General features: G+C 75.5%; 24 protein-coding genes. 9 read left to right on the plus strand and 15 right to left on the minus strand.

Annotated elements, in window-relative coordinates:
- Window positions 1–79 precede the first annotated feature (79 nt).
- A complete protein-coding gene (locus tag O2V61_RS00075; RefSeq protein ID WP_269181300.1) occupies window positions 80–1,453 on the plus strand; it encodes an 8-oxoguanine deaminase in 1,374 nt (457 codons plus the stop codon).
- Window positions 1,454–1,466: 13 nt separating this feature from the next.
- Here the strand turns inward: O2V61_RS00075 and O2V61_RS00080 are convergent, their stop codons facing one another.
- The 10 genes from O2V61_RS00080 to egtA all read right to left on the minus strand — a co-directional run bounded on the left by O2V61_RS00080 (window position 1,467) and on the right by egtA (window position 10,962).
- The gene (locus tag O2V61_RS00080; RefSeq protein WP_269181301.1) at window positions 1,467–2,270 is read right to left on the minus strand and encodes an anti-sigma factor; all 804 of its coding nucleotides are present in this window, start codon (window positions 2,268–2,270) and stop codon (window positions 1,467–1,469) included.
- The gene (locus O2V61_RS00085; RefSeq protein WP_269181302.1) at window positions 2,251–2,850 is read right to left on the minus strand and encodes an RNA polymerase sigma factor; all 600 of its coding nucleotides are present in this window, start codon (window positions 2,848–2,850) and stop codon (window positions 2,251–2,253) included. The genes O2V61_RS00080 and O2V61_RS00085 overlap by 20 nt, the downstream gene beginning before the upstream one ends.
- A gap of 44 nt (window positions 2,851–2,894) precedes the next feature.
- A complete protein-coding gene (locus O2V61_RS00090; protein WP_269181303.1) occupies window positions 2,895–3,590 on the minus strand; it encodes a class F sortase in 696 nt (231 codons plus the stop codon).
- Between the two features lie 26 nt (window positions 3,591–3,616).
- On the minus strand, window positions 3,617–4,438 hold the full coding sequence (locus O2V61_RS00095) for a DUF4397 domain-containing protein (RefSeq protein WP_269181304.1): 822 nt from the start codon (window positions 4,436–4,438) through the stop codon (window positions 3,617–3,619).
- A 212-nt stretch (window positions 4,439–4,650) separates the two neighbouring features.
- Window positions 4,651–5,472, minus strand: coding sequence for a DUF4397 domain-containing protein (locus O2V61_RS00100; protein WP_269181305.1), 822 nt, complete (start codon window positions 5,470–5,472; stop codon window positions 4,651–4,653).
- Between the two features lie 92 nt (window positions 5,473–5,564).
- A complete protein-coding gene (gene egtE / locus O2V61_RS00105; protein ID WP_269181306.1) occupies window positions 5,565–6,713 on the minus strand; it encodes an ergothioneine biosynthesis PLP-dependent enzyme EgtE in 1,149 nt (382 codons plus the stop codon).
- Entirely contained in the window at window positions 6,710–7,678 is a 969-nt protein-coding gene (egtD, locus tag O2V61_RS00110) for an L-histidine N(alpha)-methyltransferase (RefSeq protein ID WP_269181307.1), read from the minus strand. Before egtD ends, egtE begins: the two co-directional genes overlap by 4 nt.
- Window positions 7,675–8,379, minus strand: coding sequence for an ergothioneine biosynthesis protein EgtC (gene egtC, locus O2V61_RS00115; RefSeq protein ID WP_269181308.1), 705 nt, complete (start codon window positions 8,377–8,379; stop codon window positions 7,675–7,677). The genes egtD and egtC overlap by 4 nt, the downstream gene beginning before the upstream one ends.
- A 13-nt stretch (window positions 8,380–8,392) precedes the next feature.
- Window positions 8,393–9,691, minus strand: a complete 1,299-nt coding sequence (egtB, locus tag O2V61_RS00120) for an ergothioneine biosynthesis protein EgtB (protein WP_269181309.1) — start codon at window positions 9,689–9,691, stop codon at window positions 8,393–8,395.
- A complete protein-coding gene (gene egtA, locus O2V61_RS00125) occupies window positions 9,688–10,962 on the minus strand; it encodes an ergothioneine biosynthesis glutamate--cysteine ligase EgtA (protein WP_269181310.1) in 1,275 nt (424 codons plus the stop codon). Before egtA ends, egtB begins: the two co-directional genes overlap by 4 nt.
- Before the next feature lie 244 nt (window positions 10,963–11,206).
- On the opposite strand from egtA, the gene O2V61_RS00130 reads away from it, so the two are divergent.
- From O2V61_RS00130 to O2V61_RS00165, 8 genes are all read left to right on the plus strand, one after another.
- A complete protein-coding gene (locus O2V61_RS00130; protein ID WP_269181311.1) occupies window positions 11,207–12,181 on the plus strand; it encodes an anti-sigma factor RsbA family regulatory protein in 975 nt (324 codons plus the stop codon).
- A 1-nt stretch (window position 12,182) separates the two neighbouring features.
- Window positions 12,183–12,695, plus strand: coding sequence for a DUF309 domain-containing protein (locus O2V61_RS00135; RefSeq protein ID WP_269181312.1), 513 nt, complete (start codon window positions 12,183–12,185; stop codon window positions 12,693–12,695).
- Entirely contained in the window at window positions 12,692–13,132 is a 441-nt protein-coding gene (locus O2V61_RS00140; RefSeq protein WP_269181313.1) for an SRPBCC domain-containing protein, read from the plus strand. The genes O2V61_RS00135 and O2V61_RS00140 overlap by 4 nt, the downstream gene beginning before the upstream one ends.
- 67 nt (window positions 13,133–13,199) lie before the next feature.
- The gene (locus tag O2V61_RS00145) at window positions 13,200–14,669 is read left to right on the plus strand and encodes an NAD-dependent malic enzyme (protein WP_269181314.1); all 1,470 of its coding nucleotides are present in this window, start codon (window positions 13,200–13,202) and stop codon (window positions 14,667–14,669) included.
- Between the two features lie 4 nt (window positions 14,670–14,673).
- Window positions 14,674–15,828 carry a MalY/PatB family protein gene (locus O2V61_RS00150; protein ID WP_269181315.1) on the plus strand — a complete coding sequence of 385 codons (1,155 nt, stop codon included), beginning with the start codon at window positions 14,674–14,676 and terminating at the stop codon, window positions 15,826–15,828.
- Between the two features lie 73 nt (window positions 15,829–15,901).
- Window positions 15,902–16,771: an Fpg/Nei family DNA glycosylase gene (locus tag O2V61_RS00155; protein ID WP_269181316.1), complete on the plus strand. Its 870-nt coding sequence runs from the start codon at window positions 15,902–15,904 to the stop codon at window positions 16,769–16,771.
- A 23-nt stretch (window positions 16,772–16,794) separates the two neighbouring features.
- A complete protein-coding gene (locus O2V61_RS00160) occupies window positions 16,795–17,457 on the plus strand; it encodes an HAD family hydrolase (protein WP_269181317.1) in 663 nt (220 codons plus the stop codon).
- An 80-nt stretch (window positions 17,458–17,537) separates the two neighbouring features.
- The gene (locus O2V61_RS00165; protein ID WP_269181318.1) at window positions 17,538–18,305 is read left to right on the plus strand and encodes a hypothetical protein; all 768 of its coding nucleotides are present in this window, start codon (window positions 17,538–17,540) and stop codon (window positions 18,303–18,305) included.
- A 21-nt stretch (window positions 18,306–18,326) separates the two neighbouring features.
- On the opposite strand, the gene O2V61_RS00170 is transcribed toward O2V61_RS00165, so the two are convergent.
- The 5 genes from O2V61_RS00170 to O2V61_RS00190 form a co-directional block, all read right to left on the minus strand.
- The gene (locus O2V61_RS00170; protein ID WP_269181319.1) at window positions 18,327–19,529 is read right to left on the minus strand and encodes an MBL fold metallo-hydrolase; all 1,203 of its coding nucleotides are present in this window, start codon (window positions 19,527–19,529) and stop codon (window positions 18,327–18,329) included.
- A gap of 141 nt (window positions 19,530–19,670) precedes the next feature.
- Window positions 19,671–22,133 carry an ABC transporter permease gene (locus tag O2V61_RS00175; protein ID WP_269181320.1) on the minus strand — a complete coding sequence of 821 codons (2,463 nt, stop codon included), beginning with the start codon at window positions 22,131–22,133 and terminating at the stop codon, window positions 19,671–19,673.
- A 5-nt stretch (window positions 22,134–22,138) separates the two neighbouring features.
- Window positions 22,139–22,909, minus strand: a complete 771-nt coding sequence (locus O2V61_RS00180) for an ABC transporter ATP-binding protein (protein ID WP_269181321.1) — start codon at window positions 22,907–22,909, stop codon at window positions 22,139–22,141.
- Window positions 22,910–23,145: 236 nt separating this feature from the next.
- Window positions 23,146–23,856 carry a response regulator gene (locus O2V61_RS00185; protein ID WP_269181322.1) on the minus strand — a complete coding sequence of 237 codons (711 nt, stop codon included), beginning with the start codon at window positions 23,854–23,856 and terminating at the stop codon, window positions 23,146–23,148.
- The gene (locus tag O2V61_RS00190) at window positions 23,853–25,565 is read right to left on the minus strand and encodes a sensor histidine kinase (RefSeq protein ID WP_269181323.1); all 1,713 of its coding nucleotides are present in this window, start codon (window positions 25,563–25,565) and stop codon (window positions 23,853–23,855) included. Before O2V61_RS00190 ends, O2V61_RS00185 begins: the two co-directional genes overlap by 4 nt.
- Between the last annotated feature and the right edge of the window lie 46 nt (window positions 25,566–25,611).

A 25,611-nucleotide genomic window follows, 5' to 3' on the forward strand; every position in this document is an offset into this window, starting at 1 on the left:
GTCACGGTAGCCCCGTCGTGTCTCGTGCAGATGACGGGTGGTGCGCTGTTCGACACATGAGGTGGGCAAGATGCGCGGCGTGCAGACCGCTGACCTGCTCGTGCACGACGCCGAGCTGATCGCCACCGTCGACGACGCCCGCCGCGAGCTCGCCGGAGGGTGGGTCGCGATCACCGACGGCGTGGTCAGCGGCCTGGGCGGCCCGGGCGACCCGCAGCCGCCCGCCGTCCGCCGGGTCGACGCCCGCGGCTGCCTGGTCACGCCGGGGCTGGTGAACACCCATCACCACCTGTACCAGAACCTGACCCGCGCCTACGCCCCCGCGCTCACCGGTGGGCTGTTCGAGTGGCTGGTGACGCTGTACCCGCTGTGGGCCCGCCTCGACGAGGAGGCGGCCCACGTCAGCGCGTTCGTCGGCCTCGCCGAGCTGGCGCTCTCCGGCGGCACGACGTCGACCGACCACCTGTACGTGCACCCGCGCGGCGCCGGTGACCTGATCTCCGCCGAGGTGGCCGCGGCCCGGGAGCTCGGCGTCCGGTTCTCACCCACCCGCGGGTCGATGTCGCTCTCCGTCAAGGACGGCGGCTTGCCACCGGATGCGGTGGTCCAGGACGACGAGGAGGTCCTGGCCGACTCGCAGCGGCTGGTCCAGGCACACCACGACCCATCCCCCACCGCGATGACCCGGATCGCACTGGCGCCCTGCTCGCCGTTCAGCGTCTCCACCGACCTGATGCGCCGCACGGCGGAGCTGGCCGAGTCCCTCGACGTCCGGCTGCACACCCACCTCGCCGAGACCCAGGACGAGGACGCCTTCTGCCTGGCGGCCTTCGGCCGGCGTCCGGTCGACTACCTCGAAGACGTCGGCTGGATGACCGATCGGACGTGGCTCGCGCACGTGGTCTGGCCGGACGCGGGTGAGGTCGCCCGGCTCGGTGCGGCCCGGGTCGGGGCGGCGCACTGTCCCTCGTCGAACATGATCCTGGGCAGCGGTCTGGCACCGGTGGCCGAGCTGCGGGCGGCCGGCGCACCGGTCGGGCTGGGGGTGGACGGCTCGGCGTCGGCAGACTCCGCGTCGCTGTGGCTGGAGGCCCGCACCGCGATGCTGCAGGGCAAGCTCCGGCACGGCGCGGCGGCGATGTCGGCACGCGACGCGCTGGAGATCGCCACCCGCGGCGGCGCGGCCTGCCTGGGCCGGGCCGGTGAGATCGGCGAGCTGTCCCTCGGCGCCTGCGGTGACCTCGCGATCTGGTCACTGGAGGGCGTGCCGTTCGCCGGCGCGCTGTCCGACCCGGTGGAGGCCTGGCTCCGCTGCGGCCCGGTGTCCGCGCGGCACACCGTCGTCGCGGGGCGCTTCGTGGTGGAGGACGGCGCTGTCGTGCACCCCGGGCTCGAGGAGCAGCTCGCCGTCCACCGGCGGGTGTCCCAGCGGATGCAGGCCCCGCTGGGCTGAGCGGGCGCCGGGGTCAGGTGGACAGCGCGCCGCGGACCACCGAGACGCCGGAGTGCGTCGGGTCGCCGTCGAGCGGCTCGACCGAGACGTCGACCAGCGGGTACGCGGAGAGGTCGATGCCGTCGGGCAGCCGCAGCACGGTCGCGCCCTGCTGGACGATGCCGACCGGCACCATCCGCTGGGCGTCGGCCTGCAGCAGCCACACCTCGTAGTAGGCGCCGTCCAGCGCTGGCACGTCGAGGTCGACCTGCAGCTCGCGGACCCCACTGCGTTCCCGGACCTCAGCCGTGCCCGAGGCGATCTGCTCCGGCAGCGGGTCGAGCCCCGCCTGGGCCACCACGGCGCCGCCTGCCCCGTCCTGGGTGGCCGCGACCGCCCCGGCGCCGATGAGGCCACCCACGAGCACGGCAGCGGCCAGCGGGAGCCACCGGGCCGCCGGCCCGCGGGCCGACCGCGACCGGAAGGGCAGCACGGTGGACCCGGCCGGTTCGGGATCGACCGTTTCGGCCGTCGCTGTTTCGGCCTGAGCCGGCCGGGGCATGGGGATCCCGCGCGACAGTCCGGCCTCGATCTCGGCCGGACGAGGCGAGACCGCGACCCCGGTCGCGGCGGCGATGGCTGCCCACACCTGAGGGGGTGGGGCCACCGCCTGACGCGGCGTGGCCAGCGCGGGGACGGCGAGGACGTCGACGCTTCGCCGGAGCGAGGCGACCTCCCGCTCGCACTCGGCGCAGTCATCCAGGTGCGCGGCGCACTCGGGCGGCGGCTGCTCGCCGAGGGCGGCCAGCGCCAGCTCGTCAGGATCGCAGTGCTGCACCGTCCACCTCCAACCGATCTCGCAGGCGCTCCAGAGTGCGTCTGATGTGGCTCTTCACGGTGCCCAGCGGGATGCCGGTGCGTGCCGCGATCTGTGCGTGGGTCAGGTCTTCGAAGAACGCGAGCTCGATGATGCTTCGTTGTGGCTGGCCGATCCGGTTCAACTCGCCCAGCAGGAGCACGCGGTCGGCCACCTCGGCGGCCAGCTCGCTGCCGGGACCGGCCGTCGGGGCCGAGCGGGCCTCGCTCGTGGCCGCCTCGGTCGAGCGACGCTGCCGTTCCCGCTTGGCCCAGGTGTCGGCGATCTTGTGTCGGCACACCCCCACCAGCCAGGCCGGGAGTGCCCCCTGGTCGGGACGGTAGCGGCTGCGTCCGGTCCAGGCCGAGATGAAGGTCTGCTGGGTGACGTCCTCGGCGTCGGGGCCGGGCCCGAAGGCCCGCACCGCCATGCCGTGCACCTGCGCCGCCCACCGCTCGTAGGCCCACGCGAGGGCCTGCTCATCGCCGTCGACGAAGCGCCGGGCGACCTCGATGTCGTCCGGCTCGGCGCCCTGGTGCACCGAGCCCTGGGTGGTGGGCACGTCAGCGACCGTACCCAGTGGCGGCCGACGGACGGCCAGGAGGCTCATGGGAGGGGTTCGGCAACGACGACCACGTTGTCGCGATAGCTGCGGATCTCCGGGATGAACGGACCACCGCAGGTGACGAGCACCAGCCGAGGCGGGCCCTCCCGGCCGAAGATGGTGTCCAGCGGCAGGACCTCCTTGGTGATCACCTCGCGGGAGACCACCTGCCAGCGGGTCTCCGCGCCGTTCGCACCGGTGACGACGACGACGTCACCGACCTCGGTGCTGCGCAGCGGGGCCAGGGCGCCCAGCCCCTGCTCCCGGTCGTCGACGTGCCCGGCGAGCACCGCCGAGCCGTCGTCCCCTGGTACCGGACCGAACCTGTACCAGCCCACGCGGTCGACGTCCTCCGGCAGCTCCATCTGCCCGTCCGGGGCGACCCCCACCGGGTCCAGCGGGGCGTCCACCCCCTGGGCCGGCAGGCTGACCCGGACCGGCGCCGGGACCGGTGCGGCCACGGTGGGCGCCGCGTCCCGGGTGGTCACCGGCGGGAGGTCGAGTGCAGGCGCCGACGGCGGCACCGCCCCGGAGGGGGACGGTGCCGCCGACGACGGTGCCGGCGTCGACGGCGGTGCGTCGATCGCCTGCTCCACCGTGACGCCCGCCGTCGCGTCGGGTCGGGTCAGCGCCCAGGTGATCGGTGTCCCGATCGCCAGGACGAGGCCCAGGACCAACACGACGACGGAGCTGCGCACGGTGGTGTCTCTGCCTCTCGGTCGGGTCAGACCCGGCTGGTGGCGTACTTGCGGCCGGCGAACGCGGCGGCGGCGAGGCCGGCCACGGTCAGGCCGACCAGCGGCGCCGGCATGCCCTCGTCAGCGGCCAGGCCGGCCGAGCCACCGGGGACGCCGCTCGGGGCGGACGCCCCGGCCTCGACGGTCTGGTTGGCGAGCTCGTAACCCGCCTCCTCGGAACCCCACGCGTAGACGATCGTGCTGGCGCCCTCGGCCACGGTCAGGTCGGCCGGGCCGATCGCCACGGTGTCGGTGCCGGCGAGCACCACGTCGGCGCTCACGTCGCCGGCCGGGACGGTGACCGACTCCTCGTTCGGGTTGGTCAGCCCGTCGATGACGACCTCGCCACCGGCCCGGACGTCGACGGCAGGCGCCGCAGCCACGTGGCGCACGGTGAGCCGACCCTCGCCCGCGGGGACCGCGGAGGTGTCGTTCACGAAGGGGGTGAGCTCCGGGGCGCCGGCCGCGTTGAGGTGGGCGACCACGGTGGCGTTCGCGCCGGCCGGGATCTGCACGTCCTCGAGGCTGATCGCGACCTCGGCGGACTCCGGGTCGGCGCCGGCCGGGTAGACCGTCAGGTCGTACTCGCCGCCGGGCAGCGTGAGCGGTCCGCCCAGGGTCCCCGGCTGGAAGTCGGAGATGAGCTCCTCACCGTTGGCGTACACGTCCACCGGGGTCTCCGGGACGGCGTGCAGGACCGAGACGGTCGCGGTGTCGTGCGTGTCGGCCAGCGCGGGGGTGGCCGCGAAGAGCAGGGCGAACGCGCCGGTGGCCCCGGCTGTCAGGGCGATCGGTCGGGTCTTGTTCACGATGACGTTCCTTCCGTTGGACTGCACTGTCGTCTCGGGCTTCCTGCCCATCCCCGGTCGGGGATCCACCTGATCCAGATCTGGAATTCGTCGGATCAGCGCGTCAGCGCCGTGACCAGGCCGTGCGTGGCCCGCCGTCGCATCGGGCCGGGGCAGCGCCCAGGACCAACACGACGGCGGAGCCGCGCAGGGTGTCTCTGCTCTCGGTCGGGTCAGACCCGGCTGGTGGCGTACTTGCGGGCAGCGAACGCCGCACCGGCGAGGCCGACCACGGTGAGGCCGACCAGCGGCGCCGGCATGCCCTCGTCAGCGGCCAGGCCGGCCGAGCCGCCGGGGACGCCACTCGGGGCAGACGCCCCGGCCTCGACGGTCTGGGTGGCGAGCTCGTAGCCGGCGTCACCGGAACCCCACGCGTAGACGATCGTGTTCGCGCCGTCGGCCACGGTCAGGTCGGCCGGGCCGATCGCCACGGTGTCGGTGCCGGCGAGCACCACGTCGGCGCTCACGTCGCCGGCCGGGACGGTCAGCGACTCCTCGTTCGGGTTGGTCAGCCCGTCGATGATGACCTCGCCACCGGCCCGGACGTCGACGGCCGGCGCTGCGGCGATGTGGCGCACAGTGAGGCGGCCCTCGCCCGCGGCCACCTCGGAGGTGTCGTTGACGAACGGGGTGAGGGCGGGCTCGCCGGCCTCGGTGAGGTGGGCGGCCACCGTGGCGTTGGCGCCGGCCGGGACGGCCACGCCGTCGGCCGACAGCAGCGGCTCCCCGGAGCCGTCCGGGGCGTCGGCCGGGAAGAGCGCGAGGTCGTAGTCGCCGGCGGGCAGCGTCAGCGGGTCGGTGAGGGTGCCCGGCTGGAAGTCGTCGATCAGCCGCTCGCCGTTCGCGTAGACGTCGACCGGGAGGTCCGGGACCGCGTGCAGCACCGAGAGGGTCGCGTCGGTGTGGGAGTCGGCGAGCGCGGGCGTGGCCCCGAAGAGCAGGGCGAACGCGCCGGTGGCGCCGACGGTCAGGGCGATCGGGCGGGTCTTGTTCACGGTGACGTTCCTTCCGTTGGGGTGGGACTGTCACCCCGTTCTTCCGGCCCACCCCCGGTCCTGGATGCACCCCCCCGGCCGAGGCGCACGGATCAGGGGGCCAGCGCGGTCGCCAGCACGTCGAGCTGCTCGAGGGTCGAGTCCAGGTGCGGGGAGACCCGGAGCACCGGGCCGGAGAGCTCGCGAGGTGCCCGCTCCCGGCCGGCCGCCGTCGTCAGCAGGCTGTGCTCGGCGCGCAGCCGGGCGGCCACCTGCCGGACGTCGACGTCCGCCGGGGGTCGCAGGGTGGTGATCGCGGTCGGCTCGTCCAGCGGCTCGGCCACCCGCCACCCCCCGCGGCCGTCGAGGCGCTCCCGGGTGGCGCGGCCAAGGGCGGCGAGCCGCTCGCGGACCCGGTGCGGGCCGGCGGCCAGGTGCTCGCCGACGGCCACCACCAGGCCGATCCGGCCGGCCACGTGCGCGTCGTGCGACTCGTACCAGCGGGCGTGGTCGACGGCGGGACGGTCGTCGTACAGCTCCGGCCCGACGAGCGGGGTGAGCCGTGTGCCGACCGCCGGGCGCAGGACGAGGAAGCCGACGCCGCGCGGCCCGGCGAGCCACTTGCGCGAGGTGCCGTAGGCCGCGTCGGCACCCAGGTCGCAGTCGACGTGGCCGACGGCCTGGGCCACGTCCAGCACCAGGGGGACGCCGGCCGCCCGGCACAGCGCGGCGACCTCCCGGCCGGGCTGGACGACGCCGCGGTGACTGGCCACCAGGGTGAGGTGCACGAACGCCGGCGGGTCGTCGCGCAGCGCCCGTTCGACGCCGGCCAGGTCGGCCCGGCCCAGGGCGTCGGCGGGCAGCACCACCGGCGTCAGCCCGGCGTCGGTGAACGCGGCGACGTTCTGCCAGTACTCCCCGGGCAGCACGCCGACCCGGGCGCCCGGCGCCAGCCGCCAGCGGGAGACCAGCGTGCGCACCGACGCCGAGGCGCTCTCGGTGAAGGCCACGTCGGCGGCCGCCATCCCGACCAGCCCGGCCAGCACCGAGCGGCCCTGCTGCAGCAGCCCGTCGGCGGCCTGCTCGGCGACGTACCCGCCGAGCTCGGCCTCGTGCCGGGCGTGCTGGGCGACGGCGTCGAGCACCGCCGTGCTCTGCCGGCTGCAGGCGGCGTGGTCCAGGTGCACCCCCGCCGGCTCCAGGCGGGCGGCGCGCCAGGCATCGCCGAGGTCGTCGTGGGGGAGACGGCCTGCCGGGCTCACCGGGGCACCGACAGGGACAGTGCGACATCACCGGCCCCGTCGGTCCACCAGTGCGTCATCCGCAGGCCGGCGGCGGCCAGCTCCTGCTCGACCCGGGCGCGGCGGAACTTGCTCGACACCTCGGTGCGCACCTCTTCCCCGGCGGCGAAGGGCACCGTCAGCCCGATCGCGGCCAGCTGCACGACCTGGTCCCGGGTCGACCGCAGCCGCATCTCGACCCGCTCGTGCTCGGGGTCCCAGACCGCGACGTGCTCGAACGCGCCCGGGTCGGCGTCGCCCTTCAGCTCCCGGTTCAGCACCGCGAGGACGTTCTTGTTGAACGCCGCGGTCACCCCGGCGGCGTCGTCGTAGGCGCGGACCAGCCGATCGGGGTCCTTCACCAGGTCGGTGCCGAGCAGGAAGGAGTCCCCCGGCCGCAGGGTCGCCGCGAGGGAGGAGAGGAAGGCCGCCCGCTGCCCGGGCTCCAGGTTGCCGATCGTGGAGCCCAGGAAGGCGACCAGCCGGCGGCCCTCCTGCGGCAGGTCGCCCAGGTGCACGGTGAAGTCGGCGACGACGGCGTCGACCGCCGTCCCGGGGTAGGCGGCGGTGATCTGGGCGCCGGCGGACCGCAGCACCGTGGGGTCGACGTCGACGGGCACGAACCGGCGCAGCGTGCCCGCCTCGGCCAGCGCGGTGAGCAGCAGCCGGGTCTTCTCCGAGGTCCCGCTGCCCAGCTCCACCAGCGTGTCGGCGCCGGTGGCCGCGGCGACGTCTGCGGCGCGTTCGGCCAGCAGGGCACGCTCCGCCCGCGTCGGGTAGTACTCCGGGAGCCGGGTGATCTCGTCGAACAGCTCGCTGCCGCGCTCGTCGTAGAACCAGCGGGGCGGCAGCGTCTTCGGGTCCGCGGTCAGGCCGGCGCGCGCGTCGGCGGCGAGCGCAGCGCCGGAGTCGACCGGGCCGAGGTGGTCGGTGAGCGTGAACGTCATGCGGGCTCCGATGCATCGAGGGAGGTCTGGGTCAGGCCGTCGGGGGTGACCTCGACGAGCGTGCGGTCGGGGACGTCGGCCCAGCGCGGGTCGTCGTCCCACGGTTCGCTGGCCAGCGCCGTCCCCTCGTCGGTGACCAGCACCGAGAGGGTGTCGCCCCAGGTGGTGGCCAGCAGCCGGGTGCCGTCGGCGGCGAGCAGGTTGAGCCGGGCGGCCGGGTCGGCGGCCCCCACCTCGCGGACGGTCTCGCCGAGCGCCGCCATGCCCCGGGAGAAGACCAGCGCGGCCAGCAGCGCGCTGTCGACCACCGACTCGGCGTCCCGGGCCGGGGGCAGCACCGCCCGGTCGACCCGGCCGTTGTGCGAGAGCAGCCAGCGGCCGTCGGTGAACGGGGCGGCCGCCGCCTCCTCGATGGGCATCCCCACGGTCGCCGAGCGGACGGCCGCCAGCACGCAGCGGGCCGAGACCGCGGGGGCGACCGAGGCGAAGGAGGCCGATCCCCACAACGGCTGCGCCGACCGCCAGCGGGCCGGTTCCGGGCGGCCGTCGGCCCAGAAGCCCACGCCCCAGCCGTCGGCGTTCACCGTGCCGTACCGCTGCCGGCGGGGGGCGTGCGACTGCACCAGCAGGGACGACGGCGGGTCGAGCACGAGGGCCGCCAGCGTCCGCGGCTGCCCGAGCCAGGCGAGGTGGCGGCACATCAGGCGGCTCCGGTCATGCGTCGAAGGCGAGTCGGATGCCGCTGAACACCTGCCGGCGCACCGGGTGGTCCCAGTTGCGGAAGCTCGGCCGCAGCACCGAGGCGCCCACCGCCCAGGAACCGCCGCGCATCACCTTGTAGTCGCCGCCGAAGAAGGGGGCGGAGTAGTCGGCGTAGAGCATCGGGGTGAAACCGGGCCACGGCCGGAAGTCCGAGGACGTCCACTCCCACACGTCGCCCATCAGCTGCTCCACCCCGAGCGCCGACGCGCCGGCGGGGTAGGCGCCCACCGGGGCTGGGCGCAGCGCCGAGCCGCCGAGGTTGGCCAGCTCCGCGGTCGGGTCTGCCTCGCCCCACGGGAACCGCCGCCGGCCGCCGGTGGCCGGGTCCCAGACGGCCGCCTTCTCCCACTCCTCCTCGGTCGGCAGCCGGCCGCCCGCCCAGGCGGCGTACGCCTCGGCCTCGAAGAAGGTGACGTGCTGGACCGGTTCGTCCGCCGGCAGCTCCTCGACCAGGCCGAACCGGGTCCGGGTGCCCTCGGGCCCCCAGAACTGCGGTGCCGTGAGGCCGGCGTCGCAGCGGTGCTGCCAGCCGCGGGCGGACCACCAGCGCGGGTCGGTGTAGCCGCCGTCGGCGACGAAGGCGGCGTACTCGGCGTTGGTGACCGGCACCCGCCCGATCCGGAACGCCGGGACGTCGGCGACGTGCGCCGGCCGCTCGTTGTCCAGGGAGAACGGCTCCTCGGTGCCGTCGACCCCGAGGCGGAAGGGCCCGCCGGGGACCAGCACCGTCGTACCGGCCACCCCGGGCCGGCCGGGAGGCAGCGGGGAGCCGGCGCCCAGCAGCGCCGGGCCGGTGCGCAGTTGGAGGGTCTGCAGCATCGTCTCGTCGTGCTGCTCCTCGTGGCTGACCACCATGGCTACGTTGAACGGCGTCGTCGCCACGTCGAACGGGTCGTCGTCCGGGCCGGACCGGTCGAGCCGGTCCAGCACCCGGCCGCGCACATCGGCGCAGAACGCCCGGGCCTCCACCGGCGGCAGCAGGGGCAACCGGACCCGAGCGGCCCGGGGGTGGGTGAAGGCGTCGTACAGCTGCTCGACGTCCGGCGGCAGCACCCCCGTGCACCGGGCGTCGCCACCCCGCAGCAGCCACAGGTCCTCCTGCTGGCCGATGTGGGCCAGGTCCCAGACCAGTGGGCTCATCAGTGGCGAGTGCTGTCGCAGCAGCTCGGGTTCGTCGAGCTCGGTGAGCACCAGGGTGCGGTCCCGGGCGCGGCTCAGCTCCTGGGCCAGGGTCTCTCTCAGGTCGGTCACGTCGCCTCCTCGGTGTCGTGGGTCGCGGCCAGCAGCGCGGCCGCCGGGCCGGCGGTCCGGGCGGTGTGCAGCAGTGCGTCGCCGGGGCTGGCCCGGCGCTCGACCAGTTCGGCGAGCGCCGTGACCTGCGCCCGCAGGCCCGCCGGGGCCCGGCGCACGGCCACCTCCAGGCAGGCGGCGGCGGCCGCGTGCAGCTCCGGGTCGGCCAGTCCGATCCGGGTGGCCTGCTCCCAGCGGCCGGAGACCGGCTCGGTCGCCGCGGCGGCGGTGTCGGCGGCTACCGGGTCGTCGAGCAGGGTGCCGGCCACCGCCGAGAGCGCCGGCCACCACGGTTCGGGCGCGGCGTCGAGGTATCGCAACTCCAGATAGCCGCGCAGTCGGACCGGCGGGAACAGCGTGGTCAGGTGGTACTCCAGGTCGGCCACGGTCGGCCGCCGATCGGTCGGCCCTGCCCCGCGGACCCAGTCCGCGAACGACGTCCGGTCGCGCACCGGGGCGGCTTCGCCCGCCGGCCCGCGCACCAGCATCACCGGCGCCGCCAAGGCGAACGCAGCCCACTCGTCGGTCGGGTCGGGCCCGCCGGGCAGGGGTCCACAGCGACCGGGGTCCAACTGGGCCCAGATCCGCTGCCGCCCGGAACGCCAGCCGGTCTCGCTGCCGGCCAGCATCGGTGAGCACGCGGAGACCGCCACCAGCACCGGGCCGAGCGCCTGGGCCAGCCGGACCCGCGCGGCCCACCCGGGTCGAGGCCCGGCCTCCACGTTGACCTGGAGCGCCGCGGTGCTGGTCATCATCGTGACCCCGGCCGCTCGGTGCCCCAGCGCCTGGAAGTGCTCCTCCATCGCCACGTAGCGGGAGCCCGGGCTCACCCGCTGCGCCGGGCGGCACGGGTCCGCGCCCAACGGGGCCAGCCCCAGGCCGGCCGTGGCCAGCCGGCCCCGGACGGCCGCGAGGTCGGCCCGCAGGGCGGTGACCGCGGCGGTGACGTCGGCGGCCGGCGGGCCGGACAGCTCGACCTGGCCGCCGGGCTCCAGGGTGACCCGGCTGCCGCCGTCCAGCGGGGGGAGCGTCGCGACGGCGGCGGTGACCCGGTGCCAGGGCACTCGGGTGCCGGGGGAGGCCCGGTCGACCAGGTGGGCCTCGAGCTCCAGCCCGATCGGCCCGGTCGGCGCCGGGTGCAGCGCGCGGGCGGCGACGTGCTCCCGGGCGGCGTCCAGGTCGGGCAGAGCGTCGTCGGTGGGATGGTCGGCCAGTGCTGTGGACGTGGTCATGTCGCCCCCTCCAGGTCCGGACCGGTCGAGTCGACCGCGGGTCGGTGCGGGGGCGGCGTGCCGTACGGCGGCCGTCCTCGCTGACCATCTTCCACGGATGTGGCCGCGCGGCAACCCGCGTCCCCGGCCTCCGTGGAGCTACCAGCCGGCTGTACGCCTAGGTGGGCCGTGAGCGGGTAGGGACGGCCTGGACACGGCTGCCAGGACGGCGGCTCCGCGACGGGCAGGACGGGGATCAGCAGGCATGGACGGGGCAGCCGGGTCCGGCAGACACCGGGCGCTGATCGGCGCCTCGGACGCCGAGTTCGTCGACGGCACCGTCGCCTTCGTCTGCGCCGGGCTGGACGCCGGGGAACCGGTCGTGGTCGCCTGCAGCGACCGGACCACCCAGCTCCTGCAGCACGCGCTCAGCGACCGGCCGCAGGTGACCTGGGTCCCGTGGTCCGAGGTGTACGGGAACGGACCGGCCGCGGCGATCACCGCCGTCCGCCGTCTCGGGGAGCGCCACCGGGTGGCGGCCAGCCCCGTGGTCCGCGTCGTCCTGGAGCCCGTGCCCGGGGCCGACGACGACACCTGGCGGGAGTGGCAGCGGTACGACGCCGTCCTGGACCACCAGCTCGCGGAGGCGCAGCGCACCGGGGACGACCCGCTGATGGTGCTCTGCCTGTGCGACACCCGGCGGATGCCGGCGCCCCTGGTCGACGCCGCCCGGGCCACCCACCCGGTGCTCCAGGTCGACGGGCAGGGGCAGGTGAACCCCGACCACGTCGACCCCGGGGAGTACCTGGCCTCGCTGCCGGTCCCGCCCGAGCCGCTGGAGTCGACCGAGCCGCTGGTGCACGCGGACTCGGTGCGCGACCTGCGCGGGCTGCGCCGTGACCTCGCCGCCCGGGCCGCCGACGCCCGGTTGCCGACCGGTTCCGAGCCCGCGCTGGAGGACTTCCTCCTCGCCGTCGACGAGATGACCACGAACGCGCTGCGCCACGGTCGGCCACCGGTCGACCTGCGGCTGTGGGCGGGCGAGGACCGGCTGGTCTGTACGGTGACCGACCACGGCGCCGGGCTGCAGGACCCGTTCATCGGCTACGGCCCGGCCCACGGCGACGACCTGTCGCTGGGCGGCATGGGGCTGTGGCTGGCCCGCCAGCTGTGCGACCACGTCGACATCACCGAGGCCGGCGACGGCGTGCAGGTCCGGCTCACCACCGTCCTGCGCTGACGTGCCCGGGGAGTCGCGCGACCGGGACGAAACCGGTCGGGCCCGCAGCGCCCGACCGCGCGATGCACTGGGCCGGCCGCTGCCGCACGGGTCGCCGGGTGAGCCACGGGCGCCGGAGGGGCTGGTCCGCACGCCCGGCCAGACGCTGGCAGAGGCGCAGCAGCTGCTGGACGCCGGCCGGCCGTTCCACGCCCACGAGGTGCTCGAGGACGCGTGGAAGGCCGGCCCGGACGACGAGCGGGACCTCTGGCGGGGCCTGGCCCAGCTCGCCGTCGGTCTGACCCATGTGCTGCGCGGCAACCTGCCGGGTGCGGCCACCTTGCTGACCCGGGGTGCCCGGTCGCTGGCCACCGCCGGGCCGGCTGCCGCCCGGCACGGCGTGGACAGCGACGGGCTCGTGGCGTGGGGGGACCGGCTGGGCGAGGTCGCCGCGGGCGGTGCGCCGCCGGACCCGGCGCCGCCGAGGCTGACCCTTCCACCAAGGGGTGACGAAGAGCACACTCGGCCCCGATGAGGAGCTACGAGGCGGCCACCCGCATCGACGCCGGGGCCGAACAGGTGTGGGCGGTGCTGGTCGACGTCGGCGGCTGGCGTGACTGGAACTCCGGGATCGACCGGGTGGAGGGCGCCGTGCGGCTCGGTGCCCCGCTGCTGCTGGTCGCCACCGGGACCCGCCGCCGGCCGCTGCGGGCCACGGTGACCGAGATCCGGCCGGCGGAGTCGATGCGCTGGCACAGCGGCCTGCCGTTGGACCTGTTCGTCGCCGAGCGCACCTTCCGGCTCGACCCGCAGGGCGACGGCAGCACCGCGTTCACCGTGCGCGAGGAGTACCGCGGCCCGCTGGCGCCGCTGATGATCCGCACCGTGCCCGACCTCAACCCGGCCTTCCGCCAGTTCGCGGTCGGACTCAAGGCCCGGGTCGAGCAGCGAGCCGCCGAACTACCGACCTGAGTTCCGCATGGTGGGATAGATCGCCCGACAGGTGGAAGAACCGGGTCCGTGATGCCACGATGGTCCGGTGACGTCCCTCACTCCTGACTCGGCAGCCGCACCCGTCGTCCACCGCGGGCCGGTGACGTCGGCGTCCTACTCGATCACCGTGCGGCTCACCGCCGACGGCGACCCGGCCAGCGTCGGCCGGATCGCGACCGCGGTCGGCCACGCCGGTGGTGCGGTCACCGCGATCGACGTCGTCGAGTCCCGACCCGACGGCCTCACCGTGGACGTCACCTGCTCGGCCGCCGACGCCGAGCACTCCGAGGAGGTCGTCGCCGCCCTCGATGCGGTGGAGAACGTCCACGTCCGCAAGGTCAGCGACCGCACGTTCCTGCTGCACCTGGGCGGCAAGTTGGAGGTCGCCTCCAAGGTGCCGCTCAAGACCCGCGACGACCTGTCGATGGCCTACACCCCCGGCGTCGCCCGGGTCTGCCTGGCGCTGGCCGAGCACCCCGAGGACGTCCGCCGGCTCACGATCAAGGGCAACACGGTCGCGGTGGTCACCGACGGCTCGGCGGTGCTGGGGCTGGGCGACATCGGGCCGGGCGCGTCCATGCCGGTCATGGAGGGCAAGGCGGCGCTGTTCAAGCGGTTCGGCGACATCGACGCCTGGCCGATCGCGCTGGACACCCAGGACGTCGACGAGATCGTGCGCACCGTCGAGCTCATCGCCCCCGGCTTCGGCGGGATCAACCTGGAGGACATCTCCGCCCCGCGCTGCTTCGAGATCGAGGCCCGGCTGCGGGAGAAGCTGGACATCCCGGTCTTCCACGACGACCAGCACGGCACGGCGATCTGCGTGCTCGCCGCGCTGCGCAACGCGCTGCGGGTCGTGGACAAGCAGCTCGAGGACGTCGCGGTCGTCGTCGCCGGCGGCGGGGCGGCCGGGACGGCGATCGTCACCCTGCTGCTGGAGGCCGGGGCCACGAACGTGCTGGTCTGGGACCGGGAGGGCGTCCTCTCCCCGGACGACGAGCGGCTCTCCCCGGCGAAGCTGGACCTGGCCCGGCGCACCAACCCCGGCTGCCGGCGGGGTGAGCTGGCCGACGCACTGGTCGGCGCGGACGTGTTCATCGGGGTAAGCGCGGCCAACGTGATCCAGGCCGAGGTGCTGGCCGGGATGGCCGAGCGGGCGGTGGTCTTCCCGATGGCCAACCCCACACCGGACGTCGACCCGGTGCGGGCCCGGCAGTACGCCGCCGTCGTCGCCTCCGGCCGTTCGGACCTGCCCAACCAGATCAACAACGTGCTGGCGTTCCCCGGCGTCTTCCGCGGGCTGCTCGACGCCCGGGCCAAGGAGATCCGCCCCGGCATGCTGCTGGCCGCCGCCGACGCGCTGGCCGCGGTGGTGGGCGACGACCAGCTCAACGCCAACTACATCATCCCCAGCGTCTTCGACCCCGCCGTCGCCCAGGCGGTCGCGGCAGCGGTGGAGGAGTCGGCCCGCGCCGAGCCCGGGGCCACCGCCGACGTGCCGGGCGACGCAGACTGAGCGGGTGGGCACCTCCTTCGACGCACTGAGCGAGGACGCACTCCGCTCGGCCGGCAGCCTCAAGTGGACGCGGTACGGCGACGCTCTGGGCGGATGGGTCGCCGAGATGGACTTCGGGACGGCGCCGGTGGTGACCCGGGCGCTGCACGACGCGGTCGACGCCGGGGCGCTGGGCTACCTGCCCGGCCCGGTCGCCGACGCGATGGCGCAGGCGTGCGCCGGCTGGCAGCTGCGCCGGTACGGCTGGCAGCTGCCGGCCGAGTGGATCACCCCGCTGGCCGACGTCGTCGCCGGGCTGCAGGCCGCGATCGAGCACTTCACCCCGCCCGGTGCCCCGGTCGTGCTGCCCACCCCGGCCTACATGCCCTTCCTGAAGGTGCCGCGGCTGATGGGCCGCCAGCTCGTCGAGGTGCCGATGGTGCCGGGCGACGACGGCCGGCCGACCCACGACCTGGCGGCGCTGGACCGGGCACTGACCCGCGGGGCCCTGCTGGTGCACGTCAACCCGCACAACCCGGTGGGCCGGGTGTTCACCGCGGACGAGCAGCTCGCCCTGGCCGAGGTGGTGGACCGCAACGGCGCCCGGGTGTTCGCCGACGAGATCCACGCACCGCTGGTGTACCCGGGTGCGGTGCACCGGCCCTACGCCGCGCTGTCGGAGACCACGGCCCGGCACACGGTGACCGCGACGTCGGCGTCCAAGGCGTTCAACGTGCCCGGGCTCAAGGCCGCGCAGCTGCTGCTGTCCAACCCCGCCGACGCCGCGCACTGGGCCGAGGTCGGCGAGCTGGCAGGCCACGGCGCCTCCACCCCCGGGGTGCTGGCCAGCACCGCGGCGTACGACGACGGGGAGGAGTGGCTGGACGACGTCCTGGCGTACCTGGACGGCAACCGCCGGCTGCTGGCCGAGCTGCTCGCCGAGCACCTGCCGCGCGTGCGGTACACCCCGCCGGAGGGCACCTACCTGGCCTGGCTGGACGGCCGGGAGCTGGGCATCGAGGAACCGCTGGGGGAGTTCTTCCTGCGCGAGGCCGGGGTGGCGCTCGTCGACGGCCCGGAGTGCGGTGCCCCCGGCGCCGGGCACGTGCGGCTGAACCTGGCCACCCCCCGCCCGCTGCTCCGCACGATCGTCGACCGCATGGCCGCCGCCGTCGGCTGACCCAGGGCAGAAATGGCCATTTCTGCCCGGACGGGGGACGACGGGGACGGCGTCCGGCGTGGATCATGGGCGGGTGCCCGAGTTGCCCGAGGTGGAGGCGCTGGCGGCGTTCCTGCGGGAGAACGCGGTCGGCCGGATCGTGACGCGCGTCGACCTGGCCGCGGTGCAGGCGATCAAGACCTTCGACCCGCCGCTCTCCTCGCTGGCCGGGCTGGAGCTCACCGGCGCCGCACGGCACGGCAAGTTCCTCGACCTGGACGTCTCCGGGCTGCACCTGGTCGTCCACCTGGCCCGGGCCGGCTGGCTGCACTGGCGGCAGAACCTGCCCACCGCACCGCCCAAGCCGGGCAAGGGGCCGCTGGCGCTGCGGGTGCACCTGGAGCCGCGCGAGGGTGAGCTGCCCGAAGGCTTCGACCTGACCGAGCAGGGCACCCGCAAGGGACTGGCGGTCTACGTGGTGCGTTCGCCGGCCGAGGTAGCGGGCATCGCCCGGCTCGGCCCGGACGCACTGGAGCTGGACGCCGAGACCCTCGGGGCGCTGCTGGCCGGCCGGCGCACCCAGCTCAAGGGCACCCTCACCGACCAGACCGTGCTCTCCGGGATCGGGAACGCCTACTCCGACGAGATCCTGCACGCCGCCCGGCTCTCCCCGTTCAAGATGGCCGACAAGGTCACCGACGACGAGCTGCTCCGGTTGCACGCCGCGATGCGGGAGACGCTGACCGGGGCCCTGGACCGTCAGCTGGGGCAGCGGGCGGCGACGCTCAAGGGCGAGAAGCGGGCCGGCCTGCAGGTGCACGCCCGCACCGGGCTGCCCTGCCCGGTCTGCGGGGACACCGTGCGCGAGGTGTCCTTCGCCGACACCTCGCTGCAGTACTGCGCGACCTGTCAGACCGGCGGCAAGCCGCTGGCCGACCGGCGGATGTCCAAGCTGCTGCGTTGAGCCGGGAGGGCCACGATGGGCGCATGGCCCTGGTGACGTTCGACCTGTTCAGCGCGCTGATCGACTCCCGGGCGGGTGGCTCGGCGACGTTCGACTCCCTCGCGCAGGGGCGCGGCTGGGACGTCGCCGGCAGCGACCTGTACGACGACTGGGACGCCCGCAACAAGGCCTCCCAGAAGGACGTCACCGACTGGGTGCCCTTCGCCGAGCACTGCCGGCGCGCCCTCGCCGACACCTACGCGGCCCGGGGCCTGGACGCCGACGCCACCGCGGACACCCTCGCGCTGCTGGCGTCGCTGCCGGACTGGCCGCTGTGGCCCGACGTCGGCCGGGCGCTGCCGCTGGTGGCCGAGCAGCACCGGGTCGGGGTGCTGTCCAACGTGGACGACGACCTGTTCGCCCGCACCCGCGCCGCCGACCTGGTGCACCCGGACGCCGTCCTGACCAGTGAGCGGCTGCACGCCTACAAGCCGCACCCGGAGATCTACCAGCGGGCGGCCGAGGCCGGGGCCGGGGTGCACGTCCCCGCGTCGGCGCGGGACACCCGGGGCGCGCTGGAGGCCGGGCTCACCGTCGTCCGGGTGCGTCGGCCGGGGCACCGGGTCGACCCGGACGGGCCGCAGCCGCAGCACGAGGTCCCCGATCTCCTGGAGCTCCCCGGCGTGCTCGCCGCCCTGACCGGGTAGCCCGCCTGCGGACGCGGCCGATCCCGGTGGCTCGACGGACCAGGGGGAGCCGACGAGCAGGAGCGGACGAGGAGGAACCGATGAGGGACACCCCCCGCGTCGTCGCGGTGGTCGTTGCGGCGGTCGCCCAGATCGTCGGCAGCCCGCTGGGCGCCGCCATCGCCGGCCGCAGCGTCGGCGACGTCAGCGACGCCGACCGCTCGCTGGTCACCCCGGCCGGCTGGGCCTTCAGCATCTGGGGGCTGATCTTCGCCGGGTCGCTGGCCTGGGCGGTCTACCAGGCGCTGCCCGCCCAGCGCGGGCGCGAGGTGCACCGGCGCACCGGGTGGCCGCTGGCGATCGCGTTCGCCGGCAACGCCGTCTGGGAGGTCGTCTTCCCCCTGGACGGGGCCTGGCAGTACGTCGCCACGGTGCTGATCTTCGGCATCACCGCGGCGGCCGCCGTCGCCTACGTCCGGCTGCAGACCGTGCCGGCCGACGGGCTGGCCCGGTTCCTGCCGCGGGCCACCGCGGGGTTGCTGTTGGGCTGGCTCACCGTGGCGTCGGTGGCCGCGGTGGGCAGCGCCGGGGTGGCGCTCGGGCTGTCCCCGGACACCCTCGCGGCTCAGGCCTGGGCGGTCGCCGCGCTGGTCACGGTCGCCGGGATCGCCGCGGCGGTGCTCCTCGGCTCCTACGTCGCCGCCGGCCCGTTCGCGGCCGCGGTCATCTGGGGCCTGCTCGGCATCGCTGCCGCCGAGGGGTCGCAGCAGGTCGCCGTGGCCGCGATCAGCGCGGCCGCCGTCGTCCTGGTGGCGCTGGCCGGCCGGGCGCTGACCCGGACCGACCGGAGCGCCCTGCTGGTCGGCTGAGCCCGCCGGCCGGCGCTGCTGTCAGCCCCGGCTGCCGGCCCGCCGGGAGGCGAGCCGCCGGGCGCGGGCGGGGGCATCCGTCGGCCGGCCGGGGGGGACGTCGTCGGCCGAGCCGACCGCCGTCCACCAGTCGCGGACCGGGGGCGGGGCCAGCACGTCGACCCGCTCACCGGGCTGGGGGATCACCACCGTCACCCCGCGGGCCTCGGCCGCGGCGAGCAGCCGCTGCACCGGTTCGGCCCAGCGGTGGAAGGCCAGGTTGAACGTCGCCCAGTGGATCGGCACGAGCACCCGGCCACCCAGGTCGCCGTGCGCGCGCACGGCCTCCTCCGGGTCCATGTGGATGGCGTGCCAGGCGTCGTTGTAGGCGCCGATCGGCTGCAGCGTCAGGTCGAAGGGCCCCAGGCGCGCGCCGATCCCGGCGAAGGCCGGGGTGTAGCCGGTGTCCCCGCCGAAGAACACCCGGTGCCGGGGGCCGGCCACCACCCAGGACGACCAGAGCGTGGTGTCCCGGGCGAAGAACCGGCCGGAGAAGTGCCGAGCCTCGGTGCAGGTGAGGGTGAGCCCGGCGACGGTCGTGGTGCCGTCCCAGTCCAGCTCGACGATCCGGTCCTCCGGCACGCCCCACCGGCGCAGGTGCGCGCCGATGCCGAGCGGGACGACGAACGGCGCCGACTGCTCGCGCACCAGGGCCCGCACGGTCGGCAGGTCCAGGTGGTCGTAGTGGTCGTGGCTGATCAGCACGGCGTCGACCGGCGGCAGGCTCTCCACCGGCGCCGGGGGCTCGTGCAGCCGGGTGGGGCCGAGCAGCGGGGACGGGGACACCCGAGCGCCCCACACCGGGTCGGCCAGCACCCGCCGGCCGTCGATCTCGAGCAGGGCGCTGGAGTGCCCGAACCAGGTGACCGCCAGCTCGGCGGCCTGCTCGGGCACCTCGGGGACGGTCAGCGGGATCGGCCCGCCGGGCAGCCCCTTGTGCCGGTCCTCGTGCCACTGGCGCAGCAGGCCGTCCCGGGCGTTGGCCGGGGCGAGCGCCGGGGTGGGCAGGTTGTTGTGGAACTTGCCCTCGGCGAACTGGGACGAGCCGGTGACGGTCGGACGGAGCCGGCGCTGGCTGGCGCCGAGGGCGACGGGCAGGCCCCAGGCGGCGCGGGCGACCCAGCTGACGCCGCCCAGCAGGGCGGTGGCAGCGGTGGCGGTGGCGACACGACGGAGGAACGGCACGTCCCCAGCATCCCCGACGCAGCTGGGCGTTGCCCAGGAAGTGATGGGGAAGACGCTTGTGCTCTGCTCACCGGGGGTGAGCAGAGCACAAGCGTCCGGGGGGTTCCTGCCCTGGGTCACCGGGGTGGGGGGAGCCCCTCGTCAGCCGGCGATCGCGGCCACCGGCGGGGTCTTCGCCGCCCGCCGGGCCGGCAGCACCGAGGCCAGCAGTCCGGCCACCGTGGCGACCAGCACGATCGCGCCGACCTGCAGCCACGGGATGCTGATCACGACCTCGCCGATCTCGCCGAGCGCGGAGGCGACCCCGACCAGGCCGTACGCGCCACCGACCAGCACCCCGAGCACCGCGGCGACGCCGGCGACCAGGACCGCCTCCCAGGCCAGCAGCGCCCGGAGCTGGCCACGGGTCAGGCCGAGGGCCCGCAGCAGGCCGCTCTCCTGGCGCCGTTCGACCACCGAGAGGGCCAGGGTGTTGCCCACCCCGATCAGCGCGATCAGCACGGCCACGCCGAGCAGCCCGGTGACCACCAGCAGCAGGACGTCGACCACCTGGTCGATCGCGGCCCGCTCGCTGGCCAGGCCGGTGACGAACGAGGTCGGCAGTGCCGCGCCCACCAGGTCGGTGACCTCGTCGGTCGCCGCGGTCTGGTCGACGCCGTCGGCCAGTCGCAGCCACACCGTCTCCACGGCTGCCTCGGGCACCAGCGCCTGCAGGTCGGTGCTGGACAGCAGGGTCCGGTCGGTCTCCCCGGCCAGCACGGTCAGGGTGCGGGAGCGGTCAGCGGAGGTCAGCGTCAGCGCGTCGCCGGGCTGCGCGCCCCAGGTCTCGGCCTCCCAGGCGGAGAGCACCACCTGGCCGAGCTCGGGCAGCGTCACGTCGCTCGTCGAGCGCAGCACCGGGAGCGCCTCCGCGCTGTCGACGCCGCTGACCCAGCTCTCCACCCCGTCCGGCCCGGTGACCATCGCCGCGGTGAGACCGGCGGCCTCGACCACGCCGTCGACCGACTCCAGTTGGCTCTGCAGCGTGGCGGGTACCGGCTCGTCGTAGCTCTCGACGATCACGTCGGTCGGGTAGGCCGCGGCGAGGCCGGCCTGGGCGGTCGCCCGGGTGGAGCTGGCCCCCACGACCATCGCCGTGGTCAGCGTGACGCCGATCAGCAGGGCGGTCGCGGTGGCCGCCGTCCGGCGGGGGTTGCGGGTGGCGTTGCCGGTGGCCAGCCGGGCCGGCAGCCCGCCCACGCGGCCGAGCAACCGGCCCGCCCCGGCGACGATCGGCGGCACTGCCCGCTGTGCGAGCAGCAGCAGCCCCAGGGAGCTGAGCACCCCGCCGGCCAGCGCGATCAGGATGTCCGGCGCGACCACGCCCAGCGCCATCAGCGCGATACCGGGGACGGCGAGCAGCAGACCGGTCACCAGTCGGGCCACGCCGCCGCGGGAGCGCAGCGGCGCCGGGTCGGTCGGGCGCAGCGCGGCGAGCGGGGCGACCCGGGTGGCGGCGCGGGCCGGGGCCAGCGCGGCGATCAGCGTGGTCACCGTGCCGACGGCGATCCCGACGAGCACGACGTACGGCGGCACCGCCACCCCGGACAGCGGGATGGGCGAGTCCATGCCGGACACCACCGCCGAGACGGCGGCCGACAGCCCGATGCCGGCGAGCACGCCGATCACCGACGCCACCAGCCCGGTCAGCACCGCCTCGCCGAGCACGCTCCGGCGCACCTGCCGGGAGGTCGCCCCGATGCAGCGCAGCAACGCCAGGTCGCGGGTCCGCTGGGCGAGCAGGACGGCGAAGGTGTTGGCGATGACCAGCCCGGCGACGAGCACCGCGATGGTGGCGAACACCAGGAGCGTCGTGGTGAGCCAGGCGGCGTCCCCGGTGAGCATGGCGACGGACTCCACCGCCTGTTCGGTCCCGGTGCGGACGGTGAGGTCCTCGGCGGGCAGCGCGGCGCGCACCTCGTCGGCCAGCAGACCCGGGTCGGTGCGGGCGGGGCCGGCGATGCGGAGCTCGCTCGGCTCCGTCGCGCCCCAGGCCTGGGCCTGGTCGGCGGTGACGTAGGCCTTGCCGTAGACGCCGGCGGTGGGGTCGCCGCCCAGGTCGACCACGCCGGTCACGGTCGCGTCGACGGTGGTGCCGGTGCCCTCGTCGTCGTAGGTGGTGACCGGCAGGACGTCGCCGACGGCGGCGCCGACGCGCTCGCTGACCGCGACCTCGCCCGGACGCAGCGGCAGCGAGCCGGCGCTCAGCTGCTGCCAGCGCAGCCCCGGGTCGCCGGCCACCGACTCGACCAGCAGGTACTGGGCGCCGGTGCGGCCGGGGGCCACGGCCTGCACGGAGGTCTGCCAGGTCGGGTCGACGGCCTGCACGGCGGTCAGCGCGGTGAGGGTGTCGACGTGCTGGGCCAGGCCGGTGCCGCTGTCGGAGGTGACCACCACGTCGGTGTCGACGTACTGGGCGCCGGCGGCCTCCAGGACGGTGGCCTTCGTGGTCTCGTTGAGCACCAGGGTGGCGACCACGAAGCCCACCGCGATGACGATCGCCAGGGTCGAGGCGACCAGCCGGCCGGCGTGCGCCCGGATGCTCGCCAGGGTCACTGCGCGCATGACGGTCAGGCCCCCAGTCCGCGGAGCGCGTTGATGATCGAGTCGGTGGTGGGCTGGTGGACCTCGCCGGCGAGCCGGCCGTCGGCCAGCAGCACGACCCGGTCGGCGTAGGCGGCGGCCACCGGGTCGTGGGTGACCATGACGACGGTCTGGCCGGTCTCCCGCACGCTGGAGCGCAGCAGGTCCAGCACCTCGGCACCGGCGTGGCTGTCCAGGTTGCCGGTGGGCTCGTCGGCGAAGACGACGTCGGGGCGGGGGAGCAGCGCCCGGGCGACGGCGACCCGCTGCTGCTGGCCGCCGGAGAGCTCGTGCGGGCGGTGGTTCAGGCGGTCGCGCAGGCCCAGCCGGCCGATCACGGAGTCCATCCACGCCCGGTCCGGGCGCTGGCCGGCCAGCTGCATCGGCAGCAGGATGTTGTCCTGGGCGTTGAGCACCGGCAGCAGGTTGAAGGACTGGAAGACGAAGCCGATCCGCTCGCGGCGCAGCGTGGTCAGCTGGTCGTCGCGCAGGCTGGTCAGCTCGGTGTCGCCGAGCCAGACCTTGCCGCCGGTCGCGGTGTCCAGGCCGGCCAGGCAGTGCATGAGGGTGGACTTGCCCGAGCCGGAGGGGCCCATGATCGCGGTGAACGCGCCCCGGTCGAACGCGACGTCGACGCCGGCCAGGGCGTGCACCGCGGTCTCACCCGAGCCGTAGGTCTTGCGCAGGTCGGTGGCGTGGACGGCGGCGGACTGCGTCGCCGCGGGCTCACCCGGGACGGTCATGACGGGGACGGACACTTCGGCCTCCAGAGGCGGTGATCGGGACGTGATCACGTTCTCGCCCTGAGGCCTCCGCCCGCGTCGCCGCAGGGGCTGGTCTCCACGGAGGCTGTGGTGCACCTGTGGGCTGACCCGGGGTCATCCCCCAGGGGCATGCCCCGCCCCTGGGCCGCGCCGAGTGCCGTCTCGTCGACGCTTCGCCGTGCCGGCAGGCGTCGACAGCTCCGCACTCGATGGAGGCGACCGTGCGGACGTCAGGCGGGGGCGTCGCGGAGCAGGTCGGCGGGGGCGACCAGGCTGGTGCGGTAGGCCAGGACGACGGCCTGCACCCGGTCCCGGGAGCCGGTCTTGAACAGCACCCGGCCGACGTGGGTCTTCACCGTCGCCTCGCTGACGAACAGCTGCGCGGCGATCTCGGTGTTGGACGCGCCGTAGGCCATCAGCACCAGCACCTCCCGCTCCCGGGGGGTGAGCTCGGCCAGCGCACTCGGGTCGACCTGGCTGGTCCCGCCCCCGTTGCCGGCCCCGCGGAGGATCGGCGCGACGTGCTGCAGCAGCCGGCGGGTGGAGCTGGCCGCGATCACCGAGTCGCCGGCGTGCACGGTGCGCACCGCGGCCAGCATCTCCTCCGGCGGGGCGTCCTTGAGCAGGAAGCCACTGGCCCCGGCCCCGATCGCGGCCACCACGTACTCGTCGAGGTCGAAGGTGGTGAGCACGACGACCCGGGGCGGCTCGGGCAGCGCCGTCACCAGCTCGGTCGCGGCGATGCCGTCGGTGCCGGGCATCCGGACGTCCATCAGCACGACGTCGGCCGGTGTCCGGCGCAGCAGCTCGACCGCCGCGGCGCCGTCCCCGGCCTCCCCGACCACGGTGAGGTCGGGCTGGGAGTCGATCACCATCCGGAACCCGGCCCGGACCAGCTGCTGGTCGTCGACGAGGACCACACGGATCGGGCTGTTCGTCATCGGGAGGAACCGTAGGGCAGGGAGGCGTGGACGCCGAAGCCCCCGCCCGTCCGTGGTCCGGCGGTCAGCTGCCCGCCGTGCAGCGCGGCCCGCTCCCGCATGCCGAGCAGGCCCTGTCCCTGCCCGTCGGACTCCATGATCGCCGCCGACGCACCCCGGCCGTCGTCCAGCACGGCCAGCTCCAGCGCATCGGGCCGCCAGTGCAGCCGCACCCACGCCCGACCGGCCGGGCCGGCGTGCTTGAGCACGTTGGTCAGTGACTCCTGCACGATCCGGTAGGCGGCCAGCTGGGCGCCGGCCGGCATCGGTCGCGGGGCGCCCTCGACGATCAGGTCGACGGCCAGGCCGCTGGCCCGGACGTCGGCCACGAGCTGCTCGATCGCGGCGACGTCTGGCTGGGGGGCGTACTCCTGCCCGTCGCCCTCCCGCAGCACCCCGAGCAGCTTGCGCATGTCGGTCAGCGCCTGCCGGCCGGTGGCTGAGATCGCCTCCAGGGCGCCGGTCGCGGCCGCCGGGTCGTGCTGCCCCGCGTAGCGCCCGCCGTCGGCCTGGGCGATGACGACCGACAGCGAGTGGGCGACGACGTCGTGCATCTCCCGGGCGATCCGGGCCCGCTCGGTCGAGGCCGCGAGCCGCATCTCCTGCTCCCGCTCCAGCTCCAGCAGCCGGGCACGCTCCTCCAGGCCGGCGACCTGCTGCAGCCGGGCCCGGCGCAGGTCGCCCAGCGCCCAGCACGCCACCACCAGCACGCCGATGACGCCGGCGGCGAAGACGAAGCCGTACCAGGTGCCGCCGCCGAAGTAGACCGCCGAGGCGAGCACGGCGCCGACCAGCCCGATGGCCAGCCCGGCGCGGCTGGCCCGGCGCGGGGCGTAGGCGGCCAGCGCATAGACCATCACCGGGGCGGCGATGTTCGCGGGCAGGAAGTACCCCGGGACGAGCACGAGCTCGAGCAGGCTGGCGGCGACCACGACCGCGGCCGCACGGACCGGGCTCCGCCGTCGCCAGGCCAGTGGGACCACCAGCACCAGCGACAGCACCATCGCGACGCCGGCGGCCCCGGCGGTGTAGCCGGTCGACGCGACGACGACGACGAACGCGACCACGGCGGTGAGGACGGCGTCGACACCGAAGGGGTGCTGGCGCAGCCACGTCGCCGCCCGCTCCAGCAGTGGCTGGCCGGCATCGGCGGGGACCCCGGCCGATGCCGCGTCCCGCGCGCGGGTGCGGCGCAGCGACCCCAGCACCCAGGCCGCGGCGACCAGCGCCCCGAGCAGGGCCGTCGTGGTGACGACGACGTCGGGCGACGACCCCGCGAAGAACGTGGCTGCGGCGAGCACCGCGCCCAGCAACCCGGCGACCAGCCCGGCCCGGCCGGCCCAGCGGGGACCGTGGGCCGTCAGCGCGTAGACCATCATCGGGACGGCGACGTCGGCGAGCAGCAGTTCACCGGGCAGCATGAGCAGCTGGAGCAGGCAGACCAGCACCAGCACGGCAGCGGCGGCGACCGGGCGGCGGCGCCGCCAGGCCAGCGGCGCGCACAGCGCCAGACCCAGCAGGACGGTCGCCGCCGGGCTCGATCCGCTGTACCCGGACAGGCCGGGCACCGGGACCGTGACCAGCGCGACCAGGCAGGCGAGGACGACGTCCGCGTCGAAGGGGTGGCGCCTGGCCCACGCCGCCACCCGTTCGAACAGCGGCTGGTCCATGCTGCCGACCCTAGGCAGCCCGGTGCCGTCCGTCGTCGTCCCGCGG

This window comes from Modestobacter sp. VKM Ac-2985 (genome assembly GCF_026967925.1).
In the GTDB taxonomy this organism is placed as follows: Bacteria; Actinomycetota; Actinomycetes; order Mycobacteriales; family Geodermatophilaceae; genus Modestobacter.

Coding starts and splice junctions, on each gene's coding strand:
- egtD (WP_269181307.1), bottom strand. CDS start 7,678: ATGACGTTCACGCTCACCGACCACCTCGGCCCGGTCGACTCCGGCGCT.
- egtC (WP_269181308.1), bottom strand. CDS start 8,379: ATGTGCCGCCACCTCGCCTGGCTCGGGCAGCCGCGGACGCTGGCGGCC.
- egtA (WP_269181310.1), bottom strand. CDS start 10,962: ATGACCACGTCCACAGCACTGGCCGACCATCCCACCGACGACGCTCTG.
- O2V61_RS00130 (WP_269181311.1), top strand. CDS start 11,207: ATGGACGGGGCAGCCGGGTCCGGCAGACACCGGGCGCTGATCGGCGCC.
- O2V61_RS00140 (WP_269181313.1), top strand. CDS start 12,692: ATGAGGAGCTACGAGGCGGCCACCCGCATCGACGCCGGGGCCGAACAG.
- O2V61_RS00160 (WP_269181317.1), top strand. CDS start 16,795: ATGGCCCTGGTGACGTTCGACCTGTTCAGCGCGCTGATCGACTCCCGG.
- O2V61_RS00165 (WP_269181318.1), top strand. CDS start 17,538: ATGAGGGACACCCCCCGCGTCGTCGCGGTGGTCGTTGCGGCGGTCGCC.
- O2V61_RS00175 (WP_269181320.1), bottom strand. CDS start 22,133: ATGCGCGCAGTGACCCTGGCGAGCATCCGGGCGCACGCCGGCCGGCTG.
- O2V61_RS00185 (WP_269181322.1), bottom strand. CDS start 23,856: ATGACGAACAGCCCGATCCGTGTGGTCCTCGTCGACGACCAGCAGCTG.
- O2V61_RS00190 (WP_269181323.1), bottom strand. CDS start 25,565: ATGGACCAGCCGCTGTTCGAACGGGTGGCGGCGTGGGCCAGGCGCCAC.